19 protein-coding genes and 2 tRNA genes are annotated in these 20830 nt (G+C 70.0%); 18 read left to right on the top strand and 3 right to left on the bottom strand.

The annotated features are described in order from the left end of the window. Window positions 1–109: 109 nt before the first annotated feature. The 6 genes from AB0M87_RS04970 to AB0M87_RS04945 all read left to right on the top strand — a co-directional run bounded on the left by AB0M87_RS04970 (window position 110) and on the right by AB0M87_RS04945 (window position 8031). Window positions 110–2827: a CDP-glycerol glycerophosphotransferase family protein gene (locus AB0M87_RS04970; RefSeq protein WP_365850219.1), complete on the top strand. Its 2718-nt coding sequence runs from the start codon at window positions 110–112 to the stop codon at window positions 2825–2827. A gap of 145 nt (window positions 2828–2972) precedes the next feature. After that, entirely contained in the window at window positions 2973–4100 is a 1128-nt protein-coding gene (gene proB, locus AB0M87_RS04965; protein WP_365850218.1) for a glutamate 5-kinase, read from the top strand. A 140-nt stretch (window positions 4101–4240) separates the two neighbouring features. Beyond that, the gene (locus tag AB0M87_RS04960) at window positions 4241–4759 is read left to right on the top strand and encodes a hypothetical protein (protein ID WP_365850217.1); all 519 of its coding nucleotides are present in this window, start codon (window positions 4241–4243) and stop codon (window positions 4757–4759) included. Between the two features lie 122 nt (window positions 4760–4881). After that, entirely contained in the window at window positions 4882–6165 is a 1284-nt protein-coding gene (locus AB0M87_RS04955) for a glutamate-5-semialdehyde dehydrogenase (protein WP_365850216.1), read from the top strand. A 65-nt stretch (window positions 6166–6230) separates the two neighbouring features. After that, a complete protein-coding gene (locus AB0M87_RS04950; RefSeq protein WP_365850215.1) occupies window positions 6231–6857 on the top strand; it encodes a hypothetical protein in 627 nt (208 codons plus the stop codon). A gap of 124 nt (window positions 6858–6981) precedes the next feature. After that, the gene (locus tag AB0M87_RS04945; protein ID WP_365850214.1) at window positions 6982–8031 is read left to right on the top strand and encodes a hypothetical protein; all 1050 of its coding nucleotides are present in this window, start codon (window positions 6982–6984) and stop codon (window positions 8029–8031) included. On the opposite strand, the gene AB0M87_RS04940 is transcribed toward AB0M87_RS04945, so the two are convergent. Then, window positions 7997–9166, bottom strand: a complete 1170-nt coding sequence (locus tag AB0M87_RS04940) for a M48 family metallopeptidase (protein ID WP_365850211.1) — start codon at window positions 9164–9166, stop codon at window positions 7997–7999. The two genes, AB0M87_RS04945 and AB0M87_RS04940, sit on opposite strands and share 35 nt — an antisense overlap. Before the next feature lie 114 nt (window positions 9167–9280). Here AB0M87_RS04940 and AB0M87_RS04935 point away from each other — a divergent pair, with 114 nt between their 5' ends. The 11 genes from AB0M87_RS04935 to AB0M87_RS04885 all read left to right on the top strand — a co-directional run bounded on the left by AB0M87_RS04935 (window position 9281) and on the right by AB0M87_RS04885 (window position 14633). Beyond that, window positions 9281–9424, top strand: coding sequence for a hypothetical protein (locus tag AB0M87_RS04935; RefSeq protein WP_365850209.1), 144 nt, complete (start codon window positions 9281–9283; stop codon window positions 9422–9424). Between the two features lie 81 nt (window positions 9425–9505). Continuing rightward, window positions 9506–9667: a hypothetical protein gene (locus AB0M87_RS04930; RefSeq protein WP_365850208.1), complete on the top strand. Its 162-nt coding sequence runs from the start codon at window positions 9506–9508 to the stop codon at window positions 9665–9667. Window positions 9668–9714: 47 nt separating this feature from the next. After that, window positions 9715–10311, top strand: coding sequence for a nicotinate-nucleotide adenylyltransferase (nadD, locus tag AB0M87_RS04925; protein ID WP_365850206.1), 597 nt, complete (start codon window positions 9715–9717; stop codon window positions 10309–10311). 19 nt (window positions 10312–10330) lie between these two features. Beyond that, window positions 10331–12007 carry an LCP family protein gene (locus AB0M87_RS04920; protein WP_365850204.1) on the top strand — a complete coding sequence of 559 codons (1677 nt, stop codon included), beginning with the start codon at window positions 10331–10333 and terminating at the stop codon, window positions 12005–12007. A 104-nt stretch (window positions 12008–12111) separates the two neighbouring features. Next, entirely contained in the window at window positions 12112–12558 is a 447-nt protein-coding gene (rsfS, locus tag AB0M87_RS04915; RefSeq protein ID WP_365850203.1) for a ribosome silencing factor, read from the top strand. Beyond that, on the top strand, window positions 12555–13208 hold the full coding sequence (locus AB0M87_RS04910; protein WP_365850946.1) for a histidine phosphatase family protein: 654 nt from the start codon (window positions 12555–12557) through the stop codon (window positions 13206–13208). Before rsfS ends, AB0M87_RS04910 begins: the two co-directional genes overlap by 4 nt. 114 nt (window positions 13209–13322) lie before the next feature. Continuing rightward, window positions 13323–13395, top strand: a tRNA-Ala gene (locus tag AB0M87_RS04905). A gap of 217 nt (window positions 13396–13612) precedes the next feature. Further along, window positions 13613–13747, top strand: a complete 135-nt coding sequence (locus AB0M87_RS04900; protein ID WP_365850202.1) for a hypothetical protein — start codon at window positions 13613–13615, stop codon at window positions 13745–13747. A 127-nt stretch (window positions 13748–13874) separates the two neighbouring features. After that, a complete protein-coding gene (locus AB0M87_RS04895) occupies window positions 13875–14054 on the top strand; it encodes a hypothetical protein (RefSeq protein WP_365850200.1) in 180 nt (59 codons plus the stop codon). Window positions 14055–14230: 176 nt separating this feature from the next. After that, window positions 14231–14464: a hypothetical protein gene (locus AB0M87_RS04890; protein ID WP_018103228.1), complete on the top strand. Its 234-nt coding sequence runs from the start codon at window positions 14231–14233 to the stop codon at window positions 14462–14464. Between the two features lie 96 nt (window positions 14465–14560). Then, window positions 14561–14633, top strand: a tRNA-Ala gene (locus AB0M87_RS04885). Window positions 14634–14680: 47 nt separating this feature from the next. Here the strand turns inward: AB0M87_RS04885 and AB0M87_RS04880 are convergent. Both AB0M87_RS04880 and AB0M87_RS04875 read right to left on the bottom strand, forming a co-directional pair. Continuing rightward, window positions 14681–16261 carry an NADH-ubiquinone oxidoreductase-F iron-sulfur binding region domain-containing protein gene (locus AB0M87_RS04880; RefSeq protein ID WP_365850199.1) on the bottom strand — a complete coding sequence of 527 codons (1581 nt, stop codon included), beginning with the start codon at window positions 16259–16261 and terminating at the stop codon, window positions 14681–14683. Then, window positions 16258–17406, bottom strand: coding sequence for a hypothetical protein (locus AB0M87_RS04875; protein ID WP_365850197.1), 1149 nt, complete (start codon window positions 17404–17406; stop codon window positions 16258–16260). Before AB0M87_RS04875 ends, AB0M87_RS04880 begins: the two co-directional genes overlap by 4 nt. Window positions 17407–17830: 424 nt before the next feature. Here AB0M87_RS04875 and leuS point away from each other — a divergent pair, with 424 nt between their 5' ends. Next, on the top strand, window positions 17831–20716 hold the full coding sequence (gene leuS / locus AB0M87_RS04870; protein ID WP_365850195.1) for a leucine--tRNA ligase: 2886 nt from the start codon (window positions 17831–17833) through the stop codon (window positions 20714–20716). Window positions 20717–20830: the final 114 nt, after the last annotated feature.

Below are 20830 nucleotides of genomic sequence, written 5' to 3'. Positions count from 1 at the left end.
ACGTCTACGCCCCGTTCATCCGGGGTTCACCTCCGCAGTCCCCCGGAAAGGCCTTCACGCCGTGGCGTCCCGACTTGTCGAAACCATCCCCGAAGAGCTCAGCCGACTCATGAAGTACTTTCCTGAGGCGCCGGCCGAGGAGCGTGCTGCTTTCCACACCGCAGCGAAGGACTTTCTGGCGCACGCCGCCCCCAAGCTGGTCCGGAAGTTCTCGCCGCTGGCGCGGGTGAAGTGGCACCTGGCGGCCAGCGGGAGAGGGGACGAGCTGGTCGACGTGCTGCGCTACGAGCGCGAGAACCCGGGGGTCTTCACGGTCAAGGGCCTGCGGCGGGCCCGTATCGAGCTTCCCGGAGTCGAGAGCGCTTCGCTGCCGCCGACGGTGCGCAAGTTCACCCGTCGGGAACTTCCGGTGACCAGCAAGTTGACCGAGCTCGCCTGGCGGGACGGGCGGTTGGTCGCCCGAGGTTACGCGTACATCCCCAACGTGCCCTCGGCGACGGGCCGGCGTTCCCTCCGGATCGCCGTCCTGCGGCGACAGGGCAGCAGGAGCACCATCCCGCTGAGGCTGCGTACGGTCCGGGAGCCCCGGGCGACCGCGGAGGCCAAGGGCGCCCTGCACTGCTACGACTGGTCGGGCTTCGAGATCGGCATCGACCCGGCACGGTTGCGGACCCGCGGCGAATGGCGGCCGGGAACCTGGCGCCTGGGCATCGGCATACCCCGGCCCGGCGGGATGTCCGTCGGCAGCATCGCCAGGAGCAACGCGGGCTCCGGAGGACACAGCCAGGTGCGGGTGCTCGATGACGGCGTACGACTCGTCGCGGGATTCGAACGCAACCGGCTGAAGCTCACGCTGGATGTCGTCCCGGCCGAGGTCGAATCGCAGGAGGCGGACGGCGACGCTCTCGTGGTGACGCTCCGCTCCAGAGGTTCGGCCACCGAGGGCCGGACACCGACCGCGCTGCGCTTCGACCACGAGGGAACCGGCTACGAAGCCGAGTACCCGCTGGAACCGCGAGGCCACGGGGGCGACGGCTGGATCCGGTACCGGGCGCGGCTGCCCTTCGCGGAGCTGCCCGTCGAGGGAGTCGTGCCCGGCAAGGCCCGCAAGTACCGCGCGTTCATCGTGTTCGCCGACGGCAAGGCAAGGCGCGCCACCATGGGCGCGAACCAGTGCACCGGTGTCCACCGGATACCCGGCGGCCTCGAATGTGCCGTACTCACTGACGGCGCGGGCAATTTCACCCTGCAGGCACGGACCGTCCAGCCCGTGGTCGACCGGGCGGAGTGGAGCGAGGACGGCGAACTGCTGCTGTCCGGCACATACGCGGGACCGGCCGATGCGGTGAAGTTCGTCCTGCGTCACACCGGCCGCAACGAGGACAAGCCGTTTCCGGCCGAGTTCCACGAGGGACGTTTCACCGCACGAGTGACGCCGGACGTCATGCCCACCTACGACGGGACACTCCCGCTCCGGGCGGGCCGGTGGCTGCCCTTCCTGCGGGCCGCCGACGAGTGGGACCACAGGCGCGACGTCCCCGTGACCATCAGGCCGGACCTGGTCGGTAAGCTGCCGCTCTCCCACCAGGGCACCCACCGGACGTACACGGTCGAACGGACGGACTACGACCGGATCTTCCTCGAGCCGGGCCCGGTCCTGAGCCCCGATCTGCGGGGCGCTTACCGGCAACGGCTCATGCGTGACGTGTACACCCCGGAGCAGCGGAAGCTGCCCCTCCGGGAAGCGGTGCTCTACAACAGCTTCGGCGGCAAGCAGTTCTCCGACTCGCCGCGCGCCGTGTACGAGGAACTGATGCGTCGCGGCACCGACGTGGAGCACATCGCGATGGTCCACGACCAGCAGGTCGTCCTGCCGCCCGGCGTGCGCGGAGTGGAGTGGGGCAGCGAGGAGTGGTACGAGGCGCTCGCCCGCAGCCGGTACGTCGTCACCAACGGTGGCATCCGGGAGTGGTTCGTCCGGCGTGAAGGGCAGGTGGTCGTCCAGACCTGGCACGGCACTCCGCTCAAGCGGATCGGTGCCGATCTGCTCGGCACGCCCAAGGCCAACCTCGCGTATATCGACAGTCTGCCGCAGCGCTCCCGCCAGTACAGCTTCTTCATCACGCCCAACGCCTTCACGACCCCGATCATGAGCCACGCGTTCCGGCTGGAGTGCGAGGTACTGGAAGCGGGCTATCCACGCAACGATGTCTTCCACGCCCCGGACCGGGTGGCGCGGGCGGCCGCGGTGCGGGAGAAGCTGGGCATCCCCGCAGGCAAGAAAGTGGTTCTGTATGCGCCGACCTGGCGTGACGACCAGCGTTACGGCGGACGCCGGTTCAAGCTGGACAACCAGATCGACATCGCGGCCGCTGAGCGGCGACTCGGCGAGGACCACGTCCTGCTCTACCGCAAACACCACAAGGTGCTCGACAGCATCCCGGGTGCCGGCCAGGGATTCGTCTGGGACGTCACGTACCACCCGGACATAGCCGACCTCTACCTGATCGCCGATGTGCTGATCACCGACTACTCCTCCGTGCTGTTCGACTTCGCGCACTGCGGACGGCCGATGCTGTTCTTCACGTATGACCTGGAGCACTACCGGGACACCCTGCGCGGCTTCTACTTCGACTTCACCTCGCGCGCCCCCGGGCCGCTGATCAAGACGTCCGAGGATCTCGTCGACGCCATCCGGAACATCGATGCCGTGAGCGAGGAGTACAAGGAGAAGTACGCGCAGTTCAGGCTGGACTTCTGCGAACCCTCCGACGGCCTGGCCGCCGCGCGGGTCGTCGACCGGATGCTGGAGATCGGCAACGGCTGACCCGGCGGGCCGTCCGGCGGTGTCCGTGGAGCGAAATGCTCGAGTGCCGGACACCGCCGCTCGCGTACTGTGCCTGTGCCGGGGCAGGCACGAAAACGCCCGCCGGCGGTGATCCACGGTGGACCTAGTCGGAGCGAGGAAGTACGTGTCAGCTGCAAGGCAGCTCGTGGCGGAAGCCCGCAGAATCGTCGTGAAGGTCGGCTCCTCCTCCCTCACCACCGCGGGCGGGGGCCTGGACGCGGACCGGGTGGACGCCCTGGTGGACGTACTGGCCAAAGCCCGGAGCGGTGGTGAGAAGGAGATCGTGCTGGTCTCCAGCGGTGCCATCGCCGCCGGACTCGCCCCCCTCGGCCTCGCCCGCAGGCCCAAGGACCTGGCCAGGCAGCAGGCCGCCGCCAGCGTCGGCCAGGGTCTGCTCGTCGCCCGGTACACGGCGTCCTTCGCGCGTTACGGCGTACGCGTCGGCCAGGTGCTGCTGACCTCCGACGACACCAGCCGCCGGGCGCACTACCGCAACGCCTACCGGACCCTGGACCAGCTCCTCGCCATGGGCGCCCTGCCGATCGTCAACGAGAACGACACCGTGGCGACCGACGAGATCCGATTCGGCGACAACGACCGGCTCGCCGCGCTCGTCGCCCACCTGGTCCGGGCCGATCTGCTCGTCCTGCTCTCGGACGTCGACGGCCTCTACGACGGCGACCCGGCAAAGCCCGGCAGCACCAGGGTCGCCGAGGTGGCGGGCCCCGAGGACATCGCCCATGTCTCCATCGGCTCCGCGGGCAAGGCCGGCGTGGGCACCGGGGGCATGGTCACCAAGGTCGAGGCGGCCAGGATCGCCGCGGCTGCCGCCGTCCCGGTCGTCCTGACGTCGGCCTCGCGCGCCGCCGACGCGCTCGCGGGCCGCGACACCGGCACGTACTTCCACCGCACCGGCCGCCGCTCCGCCGACCGGCTGCTCTGGCTGCAGCACGCCTCCACCCCGAGGGGCGCGTTGACCCTCGACGACGGAGCGGTGCGGGCCGTGGTCGAGCGGAACTCGTCCCTGCTGCCCGCCGGAATCGCCGCGGTCGAGGGCGAGTTCGGCGCGGGCGACCCGGTGGAGCTGCGGGACACCACCGGCCGGACGGTGGCCCGTGGACTGGTCAATTTCGATTCCAAGGAGCTTCCGCAGCTGCTCGGCCGCTCCACCCGTGAGCTGGCCAAGGAACTGGGTCCCGCATACGAGCGGGAAGTCGTACACAGAGACGATCTGGTGGTCCTGCGCCCCTGAAAGGGTGGTTCCGCACGGGCGGGACAGCCGAAAGTCCAGCGTTTACGGGGGGACCTTCCGCAAAACCGTCACGCGCCGGGCGCCGGGCTGGTCAACTTTGTCGCAGGGGCATACAGGGCAACGCACACAGGAGGACGCCGGTGAGACGAGCGCGTCCGGGGGCGCCGCCCCGCGGAATCGGAGAGCGGGCCCTGACGAGCGTCAGCGCGGGGGCCGACTTCGAGCACGGCAGGAAGACGGCTCGGGAGACAGCGCGGGAGACGACCCGCGAGACAGCCGCGGATCAGCGGCCGGATCCGCGGGCGGGGGATGGGGCGCTGGCGAAACTCTGGCACATCACCTTGAGCCTCTCGGGCCCGGCCGCCCCGCTCAGCGAGGTCAGACGCGGCCTCGAACAGCTCGCGCACGACCATCCGTTCCTGCTGACCAGCCGCTATGCCCATGACCATGCGGAGGTCCGGTACTGGGAGGAGGCCAGAGACCTGCATGACGCAGCCGCGGTGGCGCTGCGGTTGTGGGGGGAGCACCGGTCGACGGCGAAACTGCCGCCGTGGGAGATCGTGGGGCTTGAGGTCATCGACCGCGAGACCTACCACTTACGTATCGCCGAGGGATTCGGCCCGCTGCCCGCGGCGCCTGTCGGGGTACACCCCTTCTGACCGCCCGGCCCCGGCTGCCGAACCTCGCCTGCCGGCGTGCGCCGGGGGCCCGGCGGGCCGGGGGCATCTCGGTGTGTGGGATACCGGATGGATACCCGCAGACGGCGCATTACGCTGCGGACATGACCTCGCTCTCGCCGCTCTCCGATCAGTCCCCGGTGATCCAGGCCGCCTACCGTTCCCGGGCCGCTGCCGCCGACCTCGCGCCGTTGCCGCGCTCCGCCAAGGACGACGCCCTGCTCGCCATCGCCGACGCGCTCGAAGTGCGTACCGGCGAGATCGTCGAGGCCAACGCCCAGGACGTCGAGAAGGCCCGCGCGGCCGGGGCGAGTGAGACGGTCGTCGACCGGCTCACCCTCACCCCCGAGCGGATTCGCGCCATCGCCAAGGACGTACGGGACGTCGCCGCGCTGCCCGACCCGGTGGGCGAGGTGGTACGCGGTTCGACCCTTCCCAACGGCATCGATCTGCGGCAGGTCCGGGTGCCGCTCGGCGTCGTCGGGATCATCTACGAGGCCAGGCCCAATGTGACGGTGGACGCCGCGGCGCTCTGCCTGAAGTCCGGCAACAGCGTCCTGCTGCGCGGTTCGGCGTCGGCGTACGCCTCCAACACCGCGCTGGTCCGGGTGGTACGCGACGCGGTCGGCGGCTCCGGGCTGCCCGCCGACGCCGTACAGCTGGTACCGGGGGAGTCCAGGGATGCGGTGCAGGAACTGATGCGCGCCCGGGGCATGGTCGATGTGCTGATCCCGCGCGGCGGCGCCTCGCTGATCCGGACGGTCGTCGAGGGCTCCAGCGTTCCGGTCATCGAGACCGGCACCGGCAACTGCCACGTCTATGTGGACGCGGAGGCCGATATCGACATGGCCGTCGACATCCTGATCAACTCGAAGGCCCAGCGACCCTCGGTCTGCAACGCGGCCGAAACCCTGCTGGTCCACCGGGACATCGCGGACGCCTTCCTGCCCCGGGCGCTGGACGCGCTGGCGGAAGCGGGGGTGACCGTGCACGGCGACGAGCGGGTGTCTGGATACGCCCAGGCGTCCAAGGCGACCGTCGTCGAGGCCACCACCGAGGACTGGGAGACCGAATACCTCTCCTACGACATCGCGGCCGCGGTGGTGGACTCGCTGGACGCCGCGGTCCAGCACATCCGGCTGTGGACGTCCGGGCACACGGAGGCGATCGTCACCACTTCCCAGGCGGCCGCCCGCCGGTTCACCCGGTTGGTGGACTCCACGACGGTCGCAGTGAACGCGTCGACCCGGTTCACCGACGGCGGGCAGTTCGGTTTCGGCGCCGAGATCGGGATCTCCACCCAGAAACTCCACGCCCGCGGGCCGATGGGCCTCCCGGAGCTCACCTCGACCAAGTACATCGTGACAGGGGACGGTCACATCCGGTGATGTTCCGGATGGTCGACTTCGGCTTCTCCCTGCCGAAAACGACGCGCCGGGTCTAGTCTGGTGGCGTGCCGGACGACGTGGGGGGCAAGCCGTTCCAGAACGGCTGGGAGCCCAACGACGACCGCGGAGGAGCGGACGAGGAATTCGCCTCCGTGGTCTTCGACGAGGACTTCGTCAGGGCCGCCACGATCAAGGAACCCACCGCGGTGGAGCGGCTGCTGGCCGCAGCCGAGGCGGAGGCCGCGAAGGCCCGGGCCGGCGGCCTCATCGGCGAGGACGACCCCTACGACGAATTCCTCCGCGAGGTGTCGGGGCCGGACGGCCGAACCGGCGGTTACGGCGATTACCGCGGACTGTACGGCCGCGGTGGCCCGGACGGGCTCCACGGCGCAGCCGACGACGGCGAGAACGGTCCTTACGGGCCGCACGGCGGCGTCCTGCGCCCGTACCGCGGCCGGGCCCGCTGGCACCGGCCGGTGGCCTGGCTGCTCGCTCTGGTGATGGGGATCGGCATGGTCGCCCTGGCCTTCGCCGCGGTCTACCGCGGAGCCGCGTCCAGTCGGCAGGACCCGGCGCCGCCACCGGCCACCAGCGGTGTCGAGGTGGTGACGGGCGGCCTTCGCGGCGCCGGACCCTCCGCATCGGCCCATGCCTCGGCGCGACCGGTCCCGGCGGCTCCGCGCACGCACTGACCAGGACCGCCGGCCGCTGACGGGCGCCGTGTGCGCCGATGCGGGCCCGGGAGTGGTGAACGCCCGTCAGAACTCGTCTCCCGCACCGCGTTTATGTTGCCCCGCGAAGACCCAACCATGAAGTATGGCGGGGCGCGAGGAGCCACCCGAAGGCCTGCCCAGCGGTGGCGAGGACGAATACCGGTCCGTCGTCTTCGACGAATCGTTCATCCGCGCTGCCCGGCTGCAGGAGTTCTCCGCGCAGGAACGGATGGGCGATCACGCACTCGCCGTGCGCAGCCGCACCTACCTGCCGTTCCGCGGGATCAAGGGGGCTCTCGTCCTCTTCGCGATGGTCCTGCTGGCCTTCGGCACAGCCATCTACCTGGGCGTCCGCCACCCCTACGACACGCCGAGCACCGCGCACTCGGAGCCGCTCTGGGAGACGGTCGTCCCGCTCGCCCCGGACCGCGCGGTGCCGGGCGGCACGCCCGCCGAACTCTTCGCGCACAGCCCCGCCGCGCACTTCCGGATCGGGGCCGAAGGGGTGAATCTGCCGGACACCGGACGGACCCGGCACTTCGCGGACGCTCAGGTGGTGAGCGCGCTGAAGACGGCCAGCAGCTACATCCTGGCGTCCTCGCTGGATCCCGATGTGCTGATGGGCCGGACCGTACGGCCGGTGCGCGACCTGCTCGCACCCGACCAGTACAGCCAGTTCGACCGGAGCCTCGCCGCACCGCTCGCCGACGGGCGCCACGCGGTCACCGGCTGGCTCGTGCGGTTCGACCCCGCACAGGTGACGCTCGCCGATCCGGGCGTACGGGTATCGGGCACCCTGCGCTACGAGGAGACGGAGCCCGGCATCCTGGAGGTGACCGCGGAACACACCTTCGTCTACGCGCTGCGGCCGGCCACCAGAGGCCCCGCCGAGGCGGACGGGGCCTCGCTGTTCTCGGTCCACCGCGAGCTGCACTTCCGCTTCAACGCCGCCGAGCTGCAGCAGCGCGAGACGCAGCTGGTGATCAGCTCGGTGCGGGCCGGCCCGCAGTCCTGCACCGCCGGCACGGCCGACCGGCTGCGGCCGCTGCTCGCCGGGAAACGCGCGGATGCGCACGCCACCGGGCAGACGGCCGCAGCACTGTGCGGGGTACTGGCGGCTAGCTCTCAGCCGGACCTGGCCCCTCGCTCGTAGCGCCGTCGTCGGGGTCGCCGGTCTTTGCGGTGTTTCCCTTGCCGCCGGAGCTTGTGCCTGTGCCGCTGCCACCGCCGGTGAACTTCCCGCGCAGCTTCCCGCCCAGGTCGCCCGCTCCGCCGGCCAGATCGCCCACCAGCTTCATCAGCGGGTCCTTACTGGCCCGCACCGTGTCCGCGTAGTGCGCGGCGGACTCCCGGAAGGAGTCGGAGACGGAGGTGTCCTTGTCCTCGTCGCGCCGCGGATAGTGCCCGTCCATGATCCGCTGGTAGTCGCGGCTCTCCGCCCACTTCTTGAGCTCGGCGGCGCGCACGGTGGTGAAGGGGTGGGACCGCGGCAGCACATTGAGGATCTTGAGCACCGAGTCGCGCAGATCGCCGCCTGCCTCGTACTCCTCGGCCTGCTCCAGGAAGGCGTCGACGTTCATCTCGTGCAGATGGTTGCCACCGGCGATCTTCATCAGCCCGCGCATCGAAGCCCGGAGGTCCTGGCCGACCAGCAGCCCCGCCCGGTCCGCGGAGAGCTCCGACTTGCGGAACCACTCGCGCAGCCCCGTCACCAGCGCCATGATCGCGACGTTGCCCAGCGGAATCCAGGCCACCTTCAGCGCGATGCCGGTGAGGAACAGCAGTATCGTCCGGTAGACCGAGTGCCCGGAGAGGGCGTGGCCCACCTCGTGGCCGACCACCGCGCGCATCTCCTCCTCGTCGAGCAGCTCGACCAGGCCGGTGGTGACCACGATGATCGGCTCGTCCAGACCGATGCACATGGCGTTGGGCTGCGGACTCTGCGTCACGTACATGGCGGGGACCTTCTCCAGGTCCAGGATGTAACAGGCGTCCCGCAGCATGACGTTGAGATGCGCGAACTGGGCATCGCTCACCCGCACCGAGTCGGAGAGGAACAGCAGCCGCAGGCTGCGCTCGGGCAGCAGCCCGCTGAGAGCCTTGAAGACGGTGTCGAACCCGCTGAGCTTACGCAGCGCCACCAGCGCCGAACGGTCGGCCGGATGTTCGTACGCCCGTGAGGAAATGCCCTGGAACCGCCTGCGCTGCCTGCTCGGCACGCCCTCGTGGCCGCCGATCGGGCCACTGCCGCCCTCGTCACCGCTGTTCCGGTTACTGCTGTCGGTCATGAATGTTCCCCCTGCCTTCTGTCTTCGAGTCCCGGCCCGTCCCCCTGACGGGCCCCAGCGTATGCGGTAGGGCTACCGTGTGGCGGGGGCCTACATCGACAAGGAGCACCCGCCATGCCGGACGTGAACACTTTGCTCGCCGCAGCGACCAACCAGCAGGGACCGGGCGATACGCTACGAGTTCTGCTTGTTGTGCTGATCGTCGGAGCTGTCCTGCTCGCCTGGTTCCTGCTGCGCGGATATCGCAACAACGACTGAGTCGGCGTAAGCGTGCCCGGGGGGCCCGCATACGATGGGCGCGAAGTCCCCGCTCCGACTCCCGGATAGGTCCTGCTGACCATGAGCCTCCACAGCACTGCTTCGTCCCTTGCCACCCTCGCCGCCGAGGGCGGCCACGGTGGCAACCACGAAAGCCTCAGTCCCTACCTCACCGGTGGCGGCGCGCTCTTCGCGCTGCTCCTGCTGCTGTGGATCACGACCCGTTTCAACCGCGACCGCTGATACCCGAACGCGAACGGGTACCGGCCGGGCCAGTAGGGTCTGCACGCATGGGAGAGCAGAAGAGGCGTCTCGGCGTGATGGGCGGGACATTCGACCCGATCCATCACGGACACCTGGTCGCCGCCAGTGAGGTCGCCTCGCAATTCCAGCTCGACGAGGTGGTTTTCGTACCGACCGGGCAGCCGTGGCAGAAGAGCCACAAGGTCGTCTCCCCGGCCGAGGACCGCTATCTGATGACGGTCATCGCGACGGCGTCCAACCCGCAGTTCTCGGTGAGCCGGATCGACATCGACCGCGGCGGGCCGACGTACACCATCGACACCCTGCGGGATCTGCGCGATCTCAACACCGACGCCGATCTCTTCTTCATCACCGGTGCCGACGCTCTCGCCCAGATCCTCACCTGGCGGAACGCGGAAGAGCTGTTCTCCCTCTCCCACTTCATCGGAGTCACCCGGCCGGGTCACATCCTGTCGGACGACGGACTGCCCGAGGGTGGTGTCTCGCTGGTGGAGGTGCCCGCGATGGCGATCTCGTCCACCGACTGCCGGGCCAGGGTCCAGCAGGGCGAACCGGTCTGGTACCTGGTCCCGGACGGTGTGGTGCGCTACATCGACAAGCGCCAGCTGTACCGCGGCGAATGAGCCACGGAGAGGGGCACCGTTGAACGACCGACAGGATCCGTACGTGCAGTACGACCAGTACGGGCAGCCGATGCAGCTCGTCGGGTACGACGAGTACGGGCAGCCGGTGTACCAGCAGGTTCAGCCGCAGCAGACGCAGCAGACGCAGGGATACGGCTACGACCCGTACGCCCAGCCGGAACCTCGTCAGCAGCCGATACCCCCTCAGCAGGGCTACCGGTCCCAGCAGGGCTACGAGTCCCAGGGTTATGAATCCCAGGGTTACGAGCCCGGGCAGGGCTACGACTACGGCACCGGGCAGCAGCCCGCCGTGGACACCACCCAGCAGTGGATCCCGCAGCAGTCACCTCCGCGCGATCAGCCGCAGCCCCCGCGACAACCGGCGCAGGAACAGCCTCAACGCCCCGTGCCGGGCCCCCGGCGCCCCGCGTCCGGCGAGGGCGAGTACCGGACCGAGCAGTTCTCGTTCATCGAGGAGCCGAACGAGGGCTCCGAAGACGTCATCGACTGGCTGAAGTTCACCGAGAGCCGCAGCGAACGACGTGAGGAGGCCCGGCGGCGCGGCCGCAACCGGGTCGTCTCGCTGGTGGTCGCGCTCGCCCTGGTGGTCGTCGGCGGTGTGGGCTACCTCTGGTACGCGGGCAAGCTGCCCGGTGTCTCCGGGCCGGACGGCGGGAGCACCGCCGCCGGCGGCGCACAGCAGCGCAACGTGATCGTGGTCCACCTGCACAACACCGGTGGCAGCGGCACCTCGACGGCGCTGCTCGTCGACAACGTCACCACCGGGAAGGGCACCACCCTGCTGCTGCCCAACTCCCTCTCGGTGTCGAATGACGACGGGACGACCACCACGCTCGGCAAATCCGTCGACGACGACGGTTCGGACGGCACCAGGCAGGCGCTCGGCACTCTGCTGGGCACCACGATCGGGGCCACCTGGCGCCTGGACACCCCTTTTCTGGAGAACCTGGTCGAGCTGGTCGGCAATATCGAGGTCGACACCGATGTCGCCGTGCCGGACACCAAGAAGGACACCGCGCCGCTGGTGAGCAAGGGCAAGGATCAGACGCTCAGTGGCCAGATGGCCGTCGCCTACGCCACCTACCGCGCGCCCGGTGAGCCCGAGACGAAGCAACTGGAGCGCTTCGGACAGGTCATGCAGGGCGTCCTGGAGAAGATCTCGGACGACCCGCAGGCCGCGACGACCACGGTGCGGAATCTCGGGCTGGTGCTAGACCCACCGCTGACGGAGAAGGATCTTGGTGCCTCGCTGGCCAAGCTGGCGGCGCACGCCAAGAAGGGCGACTACCGGACCACGGTGCTGCCGGTGCAGAGCAACGGCACGCTCAGTGCGGCTACCGCCACCGGTGCGATCAAGGATGTCCTGGGCGGCTCGGTGAAGGCGCCCGAGCAGGGCGACACGGTCCGGGTGGGTATCCGCGACGGCAGTGGCAAGAAGGGCGCGACCGAGTCCGCCCGGATCGCGCTGGTCAACGGCGGTTACTCGGTGGTGATCGGCGAGAAGCCGACCGGTACGGCATCGTCCCAGGTCACTTACGGTGAGGCGGCACAGAAGAGCAAGGCGGAAGAGGTCGCAAAGACGCTGGGCCTGCCGACCTCGGCGGTGCACCAGGGCAAGGTGGCGGACAACGCGGACGTCTCTGCGGAACTCGGCCAGGACTACAGGATCACCTGAGGTTTCAAGCCTGTCGGCGGTCCGTGAGACGCTTGGGGGCCCAGTGGGTCTCCGTGGAGCCTCCTGGACCCCCCGTTCCACCGACCGCCGACGAAAGCCTGCCTGTGACCGCCACTGACCGCTCCATCGAGCTCATCAACGCCGCCGCTCAGGCGGCCGCCGACCGGCTCGCGCACGACATCACCGCGTACGACGTCAGCGATGTGCTGTCGATCACCGACGCTTTTCTGCTCGCATCGGCGCCCAACGACCGCCAGGTCAAGGCGATCGTCGACGAGATCGAGGAGCAGCTGAACAAGAAGCTCGGCGCCAAGCCGGTGCGCCGGGAGGGCGACCGGGACGCCCGCTGGATCCTGCTCGACTACGTGGACATCGTCGTACATGTCCAGCACAGCGAGGAGCGCGTCTACTACGCGCTGGAGCGGCTCTGGAAGGACTGCCCCGAGCTGCCCCTGCCCGAGGACGCCGCCAAGACCCGCGGCAAGGCCGCGGAGCACGCCAAGCTGCACGGTGCCGAGGACGACGCGGATCTGGACGGTGAGCTGAGCTGAACGGCACCAAGGGCGGCCGGGGCCGCCGGCTGGTTCTCTGGCGGCACGGCCAGACGGCCTGGAATCTGGAGCGCCGGTTCCAGGGCAACACGGACATCGAACTGACCGATGACGGAGTCAGTCAGGCGCGCCGGGCTGCCCGGCTGCTCGCCTCGCTGAAGCCGGACGCGATCGTCGCGTCGGACCTCTCCCGGGCCGCGGCCACCGCTGCCCAGCTGACCGCCGTCACCGGCCTCGGCGTCAGCTACGACTCCGCCCTCCGCGAGACGTACGCCGGCAGCTGGCAGGGACTCACGCACGAGGAGATCGTCGAGCGGTACGGCGAGCAGTACACGGCGTGGAAGCGCGGTGAGCCGGTGCGGCGCGGGGGCGGCGAACTGGAGACCGAGGTCGCCGACCGGGCCGCCCCGGTCGTGCTGCGGCACGCCGACGCGCTGCCCGACGGCGGGACGCTGGTCGTGGTCAGCCACGGTGGCACCATCCGCACCACCATCGGTCGACTGCTCGGTCTCGAGTCGCACCACTGGGAGGGCCTCGGCGGCCTCTCCAACTGCTGTTGGTCGGTGCTGGGCGAGGGCGCGCGTGGCTGGCGCCTGCTCGAGCACAACGCCGGCACCCTTCCGGAGCCGGTGCTCGGCGACGACGACTGAACCCTCCGTCGCACGGCCGACGGGGCGGATTTCACTTTCCGGCTGGTCGCAGGCTAAAGTTCTTCTTGTTCGCAGCGCGGAACCGCAGAATATGCAGGGAACGAAGCGAACAGCGGGGCTATAGCTCAGTTGGTAGAGCGCCTGCATGGCATGCAGGAGGTCAGGAGTTCAATTCTCCTTAGCTCCACAATCGGAAATCCCGTCCCCGGTCAGGGGGCGGGATTTCCTGCTGTTCGCGCCCACTGCCGGCGCCCGGAGCCCGGGCCCGGTATCCCGCCCGCAGCCGTGCCGCGCGCCTCCGCCCGCCGAAGCATGCCGGAAGGTCTTCACCCGCGGTCCCGGTTGCGCCACATCGCCGCTATGCCGGAGCTCGGCGAAGTACGGGCCGCTTCGCGCCGACCGCTGTGGTCTTCGGACTGATCGGGCTCGCCTGCCGCAAGTGGCCGAGGTCCTGGCAACGCGCCCTGGTGTCCACCGGGTTCGGCCTGACCGCCGTCTCCGCGGCCGCCACCGGCCGGCTGCTGCCGCGACGGCGGTGATATCGGCCCGCCGTCTGTCCGGCCCTCGTCGGCGGCGGAGCCGGTCTCTCGCCGGCCGTCAGCCCGGCGCAGGCCGGCGCCCGGCCGGGTACGGCAGGAGTAGGCCGCCGATGCGAGCGGACTGCTGGTGACGGTCACCCAACTCGGCGGTCCGGTGGGCGCCTTGACCCTGGGCAGGCTCTTCCTCAACCGGATCGACGAACCGGGGGCGCGCGCCTCCGGTCATGCGCTGCCGGTCTGTTCGTCGGCGCCCGCGGACGCGGTGATTCCGGACGGTGCGACGGGTCTCGTTCTCCGACGCCGCTGACCCTCTTGCGGGGCCATGGCAGAATCGGACCGCCGGAGGGGGACGACGGCCCGAACGGGAGGGGAGCGCGCGATGCCCGCGAGCATGCTGGAGCGCGCCCATGCCCTCGCAGGCGGCGTCGGCATTCCCTCCGCGCGCACGGTATGCACGGCCCGCTGCCGCAGCTGGAGCTGACCGTGGGTGCGCACAGGAGGAAATGCGACTGGTGCGGCAGCGGTACGCCGATCGTCCGTGACATGGACCCGGTCAACGCCGACTACCAGTACTGGTGCGAGGAGTGCGCGCGGGCGCTGATCATAAAGGGCGACCCGATCGAGACCTACCGTGAGCTGGAGGGCGAGCCGATCTACGGACGGCTGCTCGAGGAACACTGCACGCTCAAGCGCTTCTACTCCTTCGCCACCGCCTGAGCGGACGGTGCGGGAATCGATTTGGCAGAGCACCGGGGAAACCGTGTAATGTTGGCGAAGCCGCAGGGGGTTCTCCCCGCAAGCGGTACACAGCACGGGGCTATAGCTCAGTTGGTAGAGCGCCTGCATGGCATGCAGGAGGTCAGGAGTTCAATTCTCCTTAGCTCCACTCCTCGGTTTGTGAAGTGGGCCACCCGGTCGGGTGGCCCACTTTTTTCAACTCCGGCCGCTGCCCAGCGCCTTGCGGTCGCCGCCGGGAAGCGCCGGCCGGGACGGTCGCTGCTCCGCCGGCGGCTGCTCGATGCGGAGTGCGAGCGCGGGACACCGGCGTACGGCTCGTTGTGCACGCCCCCTGAGATGGACCGGTACCGAAGCGTCGGCGAGCGCCGGATAACCGTCGGCGCCCAGCCGGATCAGCTCGGGAACGAGGTCCGCGCACAGACCGTGGCCCTGGCAGAGCGTCCAGTCGACGGCCAGTTTCTCGCCGGTGGCGATGGACTCCTCGGTGTAGCCGGGCATCGGCAGTGGCAGCACACCCAGCGTCTCGCGCCCGCAGCCGCCGCCCAGTACATGGGCGGCCAGGTCGTCGGTGAAGGCGGAGAGGGTGGAGGCGTAGAAGCGGGCCGAGCCGTCCGGGTGTTTGCAGGCGCCTCTGCCACGTACCGCCTGGGTCACTTCACGCAGGGCTTCCAGCGCGGCGGGGCCACCGCCGTTCAGTACGTCGGAGAGGCCGCCCGCGGCGGCCGGGAGCCCCAGTTTGCAGGGGCCGCACTGGCCCGCGGTCTCGGCGGCCAGCCAGTTCGCGACCCGCAGGGCCTCACCCAGCGGACAGGTGTCCTGGCCGATCGGCAGGATCGCACCGGCGCCCAGCGCCCCGCCGAGGGCAGCCAGCGACTCGCGGGAGACCGCGGCGTCATGGGCGGCGACCGCGTCGATCCAGTTGCCGTGATAGCCACCGGTCAGCACGCCCTGGGGGGCCGACGGGGCACCGGCCAGCTGAAGCACGTAGCGCAGCGGCACCCCGGTGGGCGCCTCGACGACCATCGGCCGGGCGACCGCACCCGAGATGGTGAGCAGGACGGTTCCCGGCTCGTTGTAGAGCCCGGTGTGGCCGTAGCGGCGGGGTCCTGTCCGGGCGGCGATGGCGAGCTGCGCGAAGGTCTCCGCGTTCGACAGCAGGGTGGGCGCGCCACCGACCCCGGAGTCGGACGCACGGCTGCGCCGGCCCATGGGCAGCGCGGGCCCGCCGTCCGCGGCCCGGATCAGCGCCGATGCCTCACCGGAGACCATGCGCTCGGGGGTGCGGACGATGCGCGCCCGCAGCCGCTGCCCGCGCCGGTCGGAGAGTCCTCGCTCGCTGAGCGCTGCGCGGATGGACGACTCGGTCGAGTTGCGGGTGAGGCCGATGATCAGGGTGCGCGCACCGAGCGCCTCCGCCGCCAACAGAGCGCCGTCCAGCACCAGGTGGGGTGCGCGGTTCAGCAGGACGGTGTCCTTGCGGCAGGCGGGTTCGCCCTCGCTGCCGTTGATGACGACGACCGGCCGCACCCCGCGCCGGATCGCGGACTTGGCCACGGCCCGCAGTTTCTGCCCGAACGGGAAGCCCGCGCCGCCGCGGCCGCGCAGCGAGATGGCGTCGGCCAGCTCGGCGAGGCGCTCACCGGTCTGCGGTTCCAGCGGGCCGTGCACTTTCAGATGCATGGCGAGATCCAGGCGCTCGACCAGGTCGAAGCCTGAGGTCAGCTGGGGAAGGCCGACCACACGGACCTCGGGGACATCGGGGAGGGGGACGTTCACTTTCGGTCTCCTGCGGGGGTGTGCCAGGGCTCGCCGGGGGAGGGCGGGTGGAACGGACCTGGCAGGGGTTCGGTGGCGTAACCGGACGGGTAGGCCGGAGTGTCCGGTGCGTCATACACGGGAGCCTCGGCGGGTGGTGGCGGTGCCGGGGCCGGCCAGCGGCCGCCGCCACCGATACCGGTGCGGGGCTGCGGTTCGTACAGCGGCCGGGGGGCGGTCAGCGGGTCCTGGAAGGGCTGCTGGGGTGGCTGCTGCGGCGGGGGCGGCCCCTGGGCGTAGGAAGGCGTGCTCGGCTCGTAGGCCCGCGGCCAGGACGGCGGCCGGTCGCGGGTCCAGGACTGCTGGTACGACTGCGGCTCCGGGTGGAGCGCCTGCTGGTACTGCGGTGTCGGTTGGTACTGCGGTGTCGGCTGGAAAGACGGTGACTGTTCGTAGGACGGGGCCTGCTGGTAGGACGGTGTCTGCTGGTGGGGCGGCTGATCCGGTACCGGGGGAGCCACCGGGGCTTCCGGTGGCAGCGGGGCCCCGGTGGAGGAGCCCGCGCCCGGACCGGCCAGTTCGGTGATCCGGGCCGCGATCCGCCGTTTCACCGGCGGCGGCAGCATCCGCACCGCCAGCGCGCCGGCCACCAGGACCAGCGACAGGCTGTACAGCACCACCACGTAGGTCGCCGGTGCACGGCCCGCGTACAGCCCGTGCACCAGACCGGTGCACCAGGCCGGGTACGCCAGCATGTGCAGCGTCCGCCAGCGGCCGGCGATCCCGAGCGGGGTGCGGCCCGGCGTGGCGAACGCGCTGCGCAGCGCACCGGTGGCCGCAGCGGTGATCAGCAGATACGCGGCGAGCGAACCGAAACCGATCAGGCCGGCGCTGCCGCGGAAACCGAGTCCGAAGGGAACCAGGGCACCGAGCACCGCGACATGTCCGAGCGCGACCTTCACCGTGATGTGCAGCAGCAGGAAGAAGACCGACGCGACCGCGACCGTGCGGTGAACGCCCTGAGCGACCAGCCGCATCCGGGAGGAGAGCAGCAGCCGGTCGGTGGCTATCAGGCCCCAGACCACTGCGGCGGTCAGTGAGACCAGGGAGAGAACGCCTGCGATGAAATCGGTAGCGGACCGCAGGGCATTGCTTCCTGCAAACACAATGAGCGGGACGAGGAGCAGGAGAACGATTGATGCTGAGCGTTGAGCGTTGAGCGACGTGCGATGAGGGTTCATAGGGGCGACTCCGAATGGTTCGGCAATGCGATCCCGTTGCGGCATGCTAGGTCGCTCGATACCGAGCAGTACGGCGTTTGCACGGTTGCCCCAGTACAGGGCGGTACGCGGAGTAACCTCGCCCGTCGGGTATCTCCGTACAACGCGGGACGGCGCCTGCGGTACCCTGACGCCATGCGTGCCGTACGCCTTCTGCTTAGCGAGCCGCGCTGATCAGTTCCGACCGACGGAGTGTCCCGGTCGGCATCAGCGTGGCGTCCCCTCCTGTGCGAGGGGCTTTTTCGTTTGGTGCCACGGGCGCCACCAGATGGGTTCGCCGGCAGAGACGACCGATGGAGCTTTGAGGATCATGAGCGAGACGAATTCTGCGGCCGAGGTGGCTGCGGCGCACCGTTACACGGCTGCCATGGCCGCTGACATCGAGGCACGCTGGCAGGACTTCTGGGACGCCGACGGCACGTACGAGGCGCCGAATCCGAGTGGCGACCTGGCGGGCGATCCGGCGCTGGCGGCCCGGCCCAAGAAGTTCATCATGGACATGTTCCCGTACCCGTCCGGCACGGGGCTGCACGTGGGGCACCCGCTGGGTTACATCGCCACCGACGTGTACGCCCGCCATCAGCGGATGACCGGGCACAACGTGCTGCACACCCTGGGCTTCGACGCGTTCGGGCTGCCCGCCGAGCAGTTCGCCGTACAGACCGGGACACATCCGCGGGCCTCAACCGAGTCCAACATGGCGAACATGAAGTCCCAGCTGCGCAGGCTGGGCCTGGGACACGACCAGCGCCGGTCGTTCGCGACGATCGACCCCGAGTACTACAAGTGGACGCAGTGGATCTTCCTGCAGATCTTCAACTCCTGGTACGACGAGGAGGCGCAGCGGGCCCGCCCGATCGACGAACTGGTCGCCCGGTTCGAGAGCGGTGAGCGCCCGGTGCCCGGCCCGCGCTCCTGGAGCGAGCTGGACGCCACCGAGCGCGCGAACCTGCTGGGCGAGTACCGCCTGGCGTACGCCTCGGACGCGCCCGTCAACTGGTGCCCGGGGCTGGGCACCGTACTGGCGAACGAGGAGGTGACCGCGGACGGCCGTTCCGAGCGCGGCAACTTCCCGGTGTTCAAGGCCAAGCTGCGGCAGTGGAACATGCGCATCACCGCCTACGCGGACCGGCTGCTGTCCGACCTGGACGCGCTGGACTGGCCCGAGGCGATCAAGCTGCAGCAGCGCAACTGGATCGGCCGTTCGGAGGGCGCCCGCGCCGACTTCGCGGTCGGTTCCGGCGATGACCGCATCACCGTGTTCACCACCCGCCAGGACACCCTGTTCGGCGCGACGTACATGGTGCTGGCGCCCGAGCACGAGCTGATCTCGGGCGAGAAGTCGATCGTCCCGGACGCCTGGCCGGCCGGCACGCACGAGGTGTGGACCGGCGGCCACGCCACCCCGGCCGACGCGGTCGCGAAGTACCGCGCCTTCGCCGCTTCGAAGTCCGACGTGGAGCGGCAGGCCGACGCCAAGGAGAAGACCGGGGTCTTCACCGGCGCGTACGCCGTCAACCCGGTCAGCGGCGAACGGGTGCCCGTCTTCATCGCCGACTACGTACTGATGGGCTACGGCACCGGCGCGATCATGGCCGTGCCCGCGCACGACAGCCGTGACTTCGCCTTCGCGCGCGCCTTCGAACTGCCGATGCGCTGCGTCGTGGAGCCTTCCGACGGCCGCGGCACCGACCCCGCGGCCTGGGACGACGCCTTCGTCTCGCACGACGCGAAGCTGGTCAACTCGAGCAGCGACGGCATCTCCCTGGACGGCCTGGGCGTCGCCGAGGCCAAGGCGCGGATCACCGCCTGGCTGTCCGACCGGGGGATCGGCGAGGGAACGGTCAACTACCGGCTGCGCGACTGGCTGTTCAGCCGGCAGCGTTATTGGGGCGAGCCCTTCCCGATCGTCTACGACGAGGACGGCGTCGCCCACGCGCTGCCCGAGTCGATGCTGCCGCTGGAACTGCCCGAGGTCGACGACTACTCGCCGCGCACCTTCGACCCGGACGATGCCGACACCTCCCCGGAGACCCCGCTGTCCCGTAACGCGGACTGGGTCAACGTCGAGCTGGACCTGGGGCTGGGCGACGGCGTCAGGAAGTACCGGCGCGAGACCAACACCATGCCCAACTGGGCGGGTTCCTGCTGGTACGAGCTGCGCTATCTGGACCCGCACAACAGCGAGAAGCTGGTCGACCCGGCCATCGAGCAGTACTGGATGGGTCCGCGCGAAGACCGGCCGCACGGCGGCGTCGACCTGTACGTGGGCGGCGCCGAACACGCCGTACTGCACCTGCTGTACGCCCGGTTCTGGTCCAAGGTGCTGTTCGATCTGGGGCACATCTCCTCGGTCGAGCCCTTCCACAAGCTGTACAACCAGGGCATGATCCAGGCCTTCGTCTACCGCGACAGCCGGGGAATCGCCGTCCCCGCCACCGAGGTCGAGGAGCGTGACGGCGGCTACTGGTACCAGGGCGAGAAGGTCAGCCGGGTGCTGGGCAAGATGGGCAAGTCCCTGAAGAACGCGGTCACTCCGGACGAGATCTGCGCCGAGTTCGGCGCCGACACGCTGCGCCTGTACGAGATGGCGATGGGCCCGCTGGACGTCTCGCGGCCCTGGGACACCCGTGCGGTGGTCGGCCAGTACCGGCTGCTGCAGCGGCTGTGGCGCAACGTCGTCGACGAGCAGACCGGCAAGGTCACCGTCACGGACGCCGAGGCCGATGAGGACACCCTGCGCGCCCTGCACAAGGCGATCGACGGAGTCGGCCACGACATGGCCGGACTGCGTTTCAACACGGCCATCGCCAAGGTCACCGAGCTGAACAACTTCCTGACCAAGGCGGGCGGCCCGGTCCCGCGCACGGTCGCCGAGCAGCTGGTGCTGCTGATCGCGCCGCTGGCCCCGCACATCGCCGAGGAACTGTGGCGCAAGCTGGGGCACACCGCCTCGGTGGTGCACCAGGACTTCCCGGTCGCCGATCCGGCGTACGTGGTGGACGAGACCGTTACCTGCGTCGTCCAGATCAAGGGGAAGGTCAAGGCGCGCCTGGAGATCTCCCCGTCGATCGCGGACGAGGAACTGGAGAGGCTGGCGCTGGCGGACGAGGCAGTGGTCGCGGCGCTGGGGGGTGCGGGCATCCGGAAGGTGATCGTCCGGGCGCCGAAGCTGGTGAACATCGTTCCGGCGTAGCCGGGCGGAATCACGGCGGACGCGGGCGGACCGCGGCTGAACCGGGGCAGCCGCGCGAGGCATGCGGGCTTTCCCCTACGGGCAGGTTCGGGGTTCCCGTGGAACCCTGCGCCT

Source organism: Streptomyces sp. NPDC051320 (assembly GCF_040682175.1).
Classification (GTDB): domain Bacteria; phylum Actinomycetota; class Actinomycetes; order Streptomycetales; family Streptomycetaceae; genus Streptomyces.
Note: the sequence above shows the minus strand (reverse complement) of the source record. Positions and strands in the feature narration are given on the sequence as shown.

What these genes read in the sequence shown, in the direction of transcription:
- leuS (WP_365850195.1), top strand. Translation starts at nt 17,831, where the DNA reads ATGAGCGAGACGAATTCTGCGGCCGAGGTGGCTGCGGCGCACCGTTAC.
- AB0M87_RS04955 (WP_365850216.1), top strand. Translation starts at nt 4,882, where the DNA reads ATGACCTCGCTCTCGCCGCTCTCCGATCAGTCCCCGGTGATCCAGGCC.
- AB0M87_RS04970 (WP_365850219.1), top strand. Translation starts at nt 110, where the DNA reads ATGAAGTACTTTCCTGAGGCGCCGGCCGAGGAGCGTGCTGCTTTCCAC.
- AB0M87_RS04930 (WP_365850208.1), top strand. Translation starts at nt 9,506, where the DNA reads ATGAGCCTCCACAGCACTGCTTCGTCCCTTGCCACCCTCGCCGCCGAG.
- AB0M87_RS04945 (WP_365850214.1), top strand. Translation starts at nt 6,982, where the DNA reads ATGGCGGGGCGCGAGGAGCCACCCGAAGGCCTGCCCAGCGGTGGCGAG.
- AB0M87_RS04940 (WP_365850211.1), bottom strand. Translation starts at nt 9,166, where the DNA reads ATGACCGACAGCAGTAACCGGAACAGCGGTGACGAGGGCGGCAGTGGC.
- AB0M87_RS04935 (WP_365850209.1), top strand. Translation starts at nt 9,281, where the DNA reads ATGCCGGACGTGAACACTTTGCTCGCCGCAGCGACCAACCAGCAGGGA.
- nadD (WP_365850206.1), top strand. Translation starts at nt 9,715, where the DNA reads ATGGGAGAGCAGAAGAGGCGTCTCGGCGTGATGGGCGGGACATTCGAC.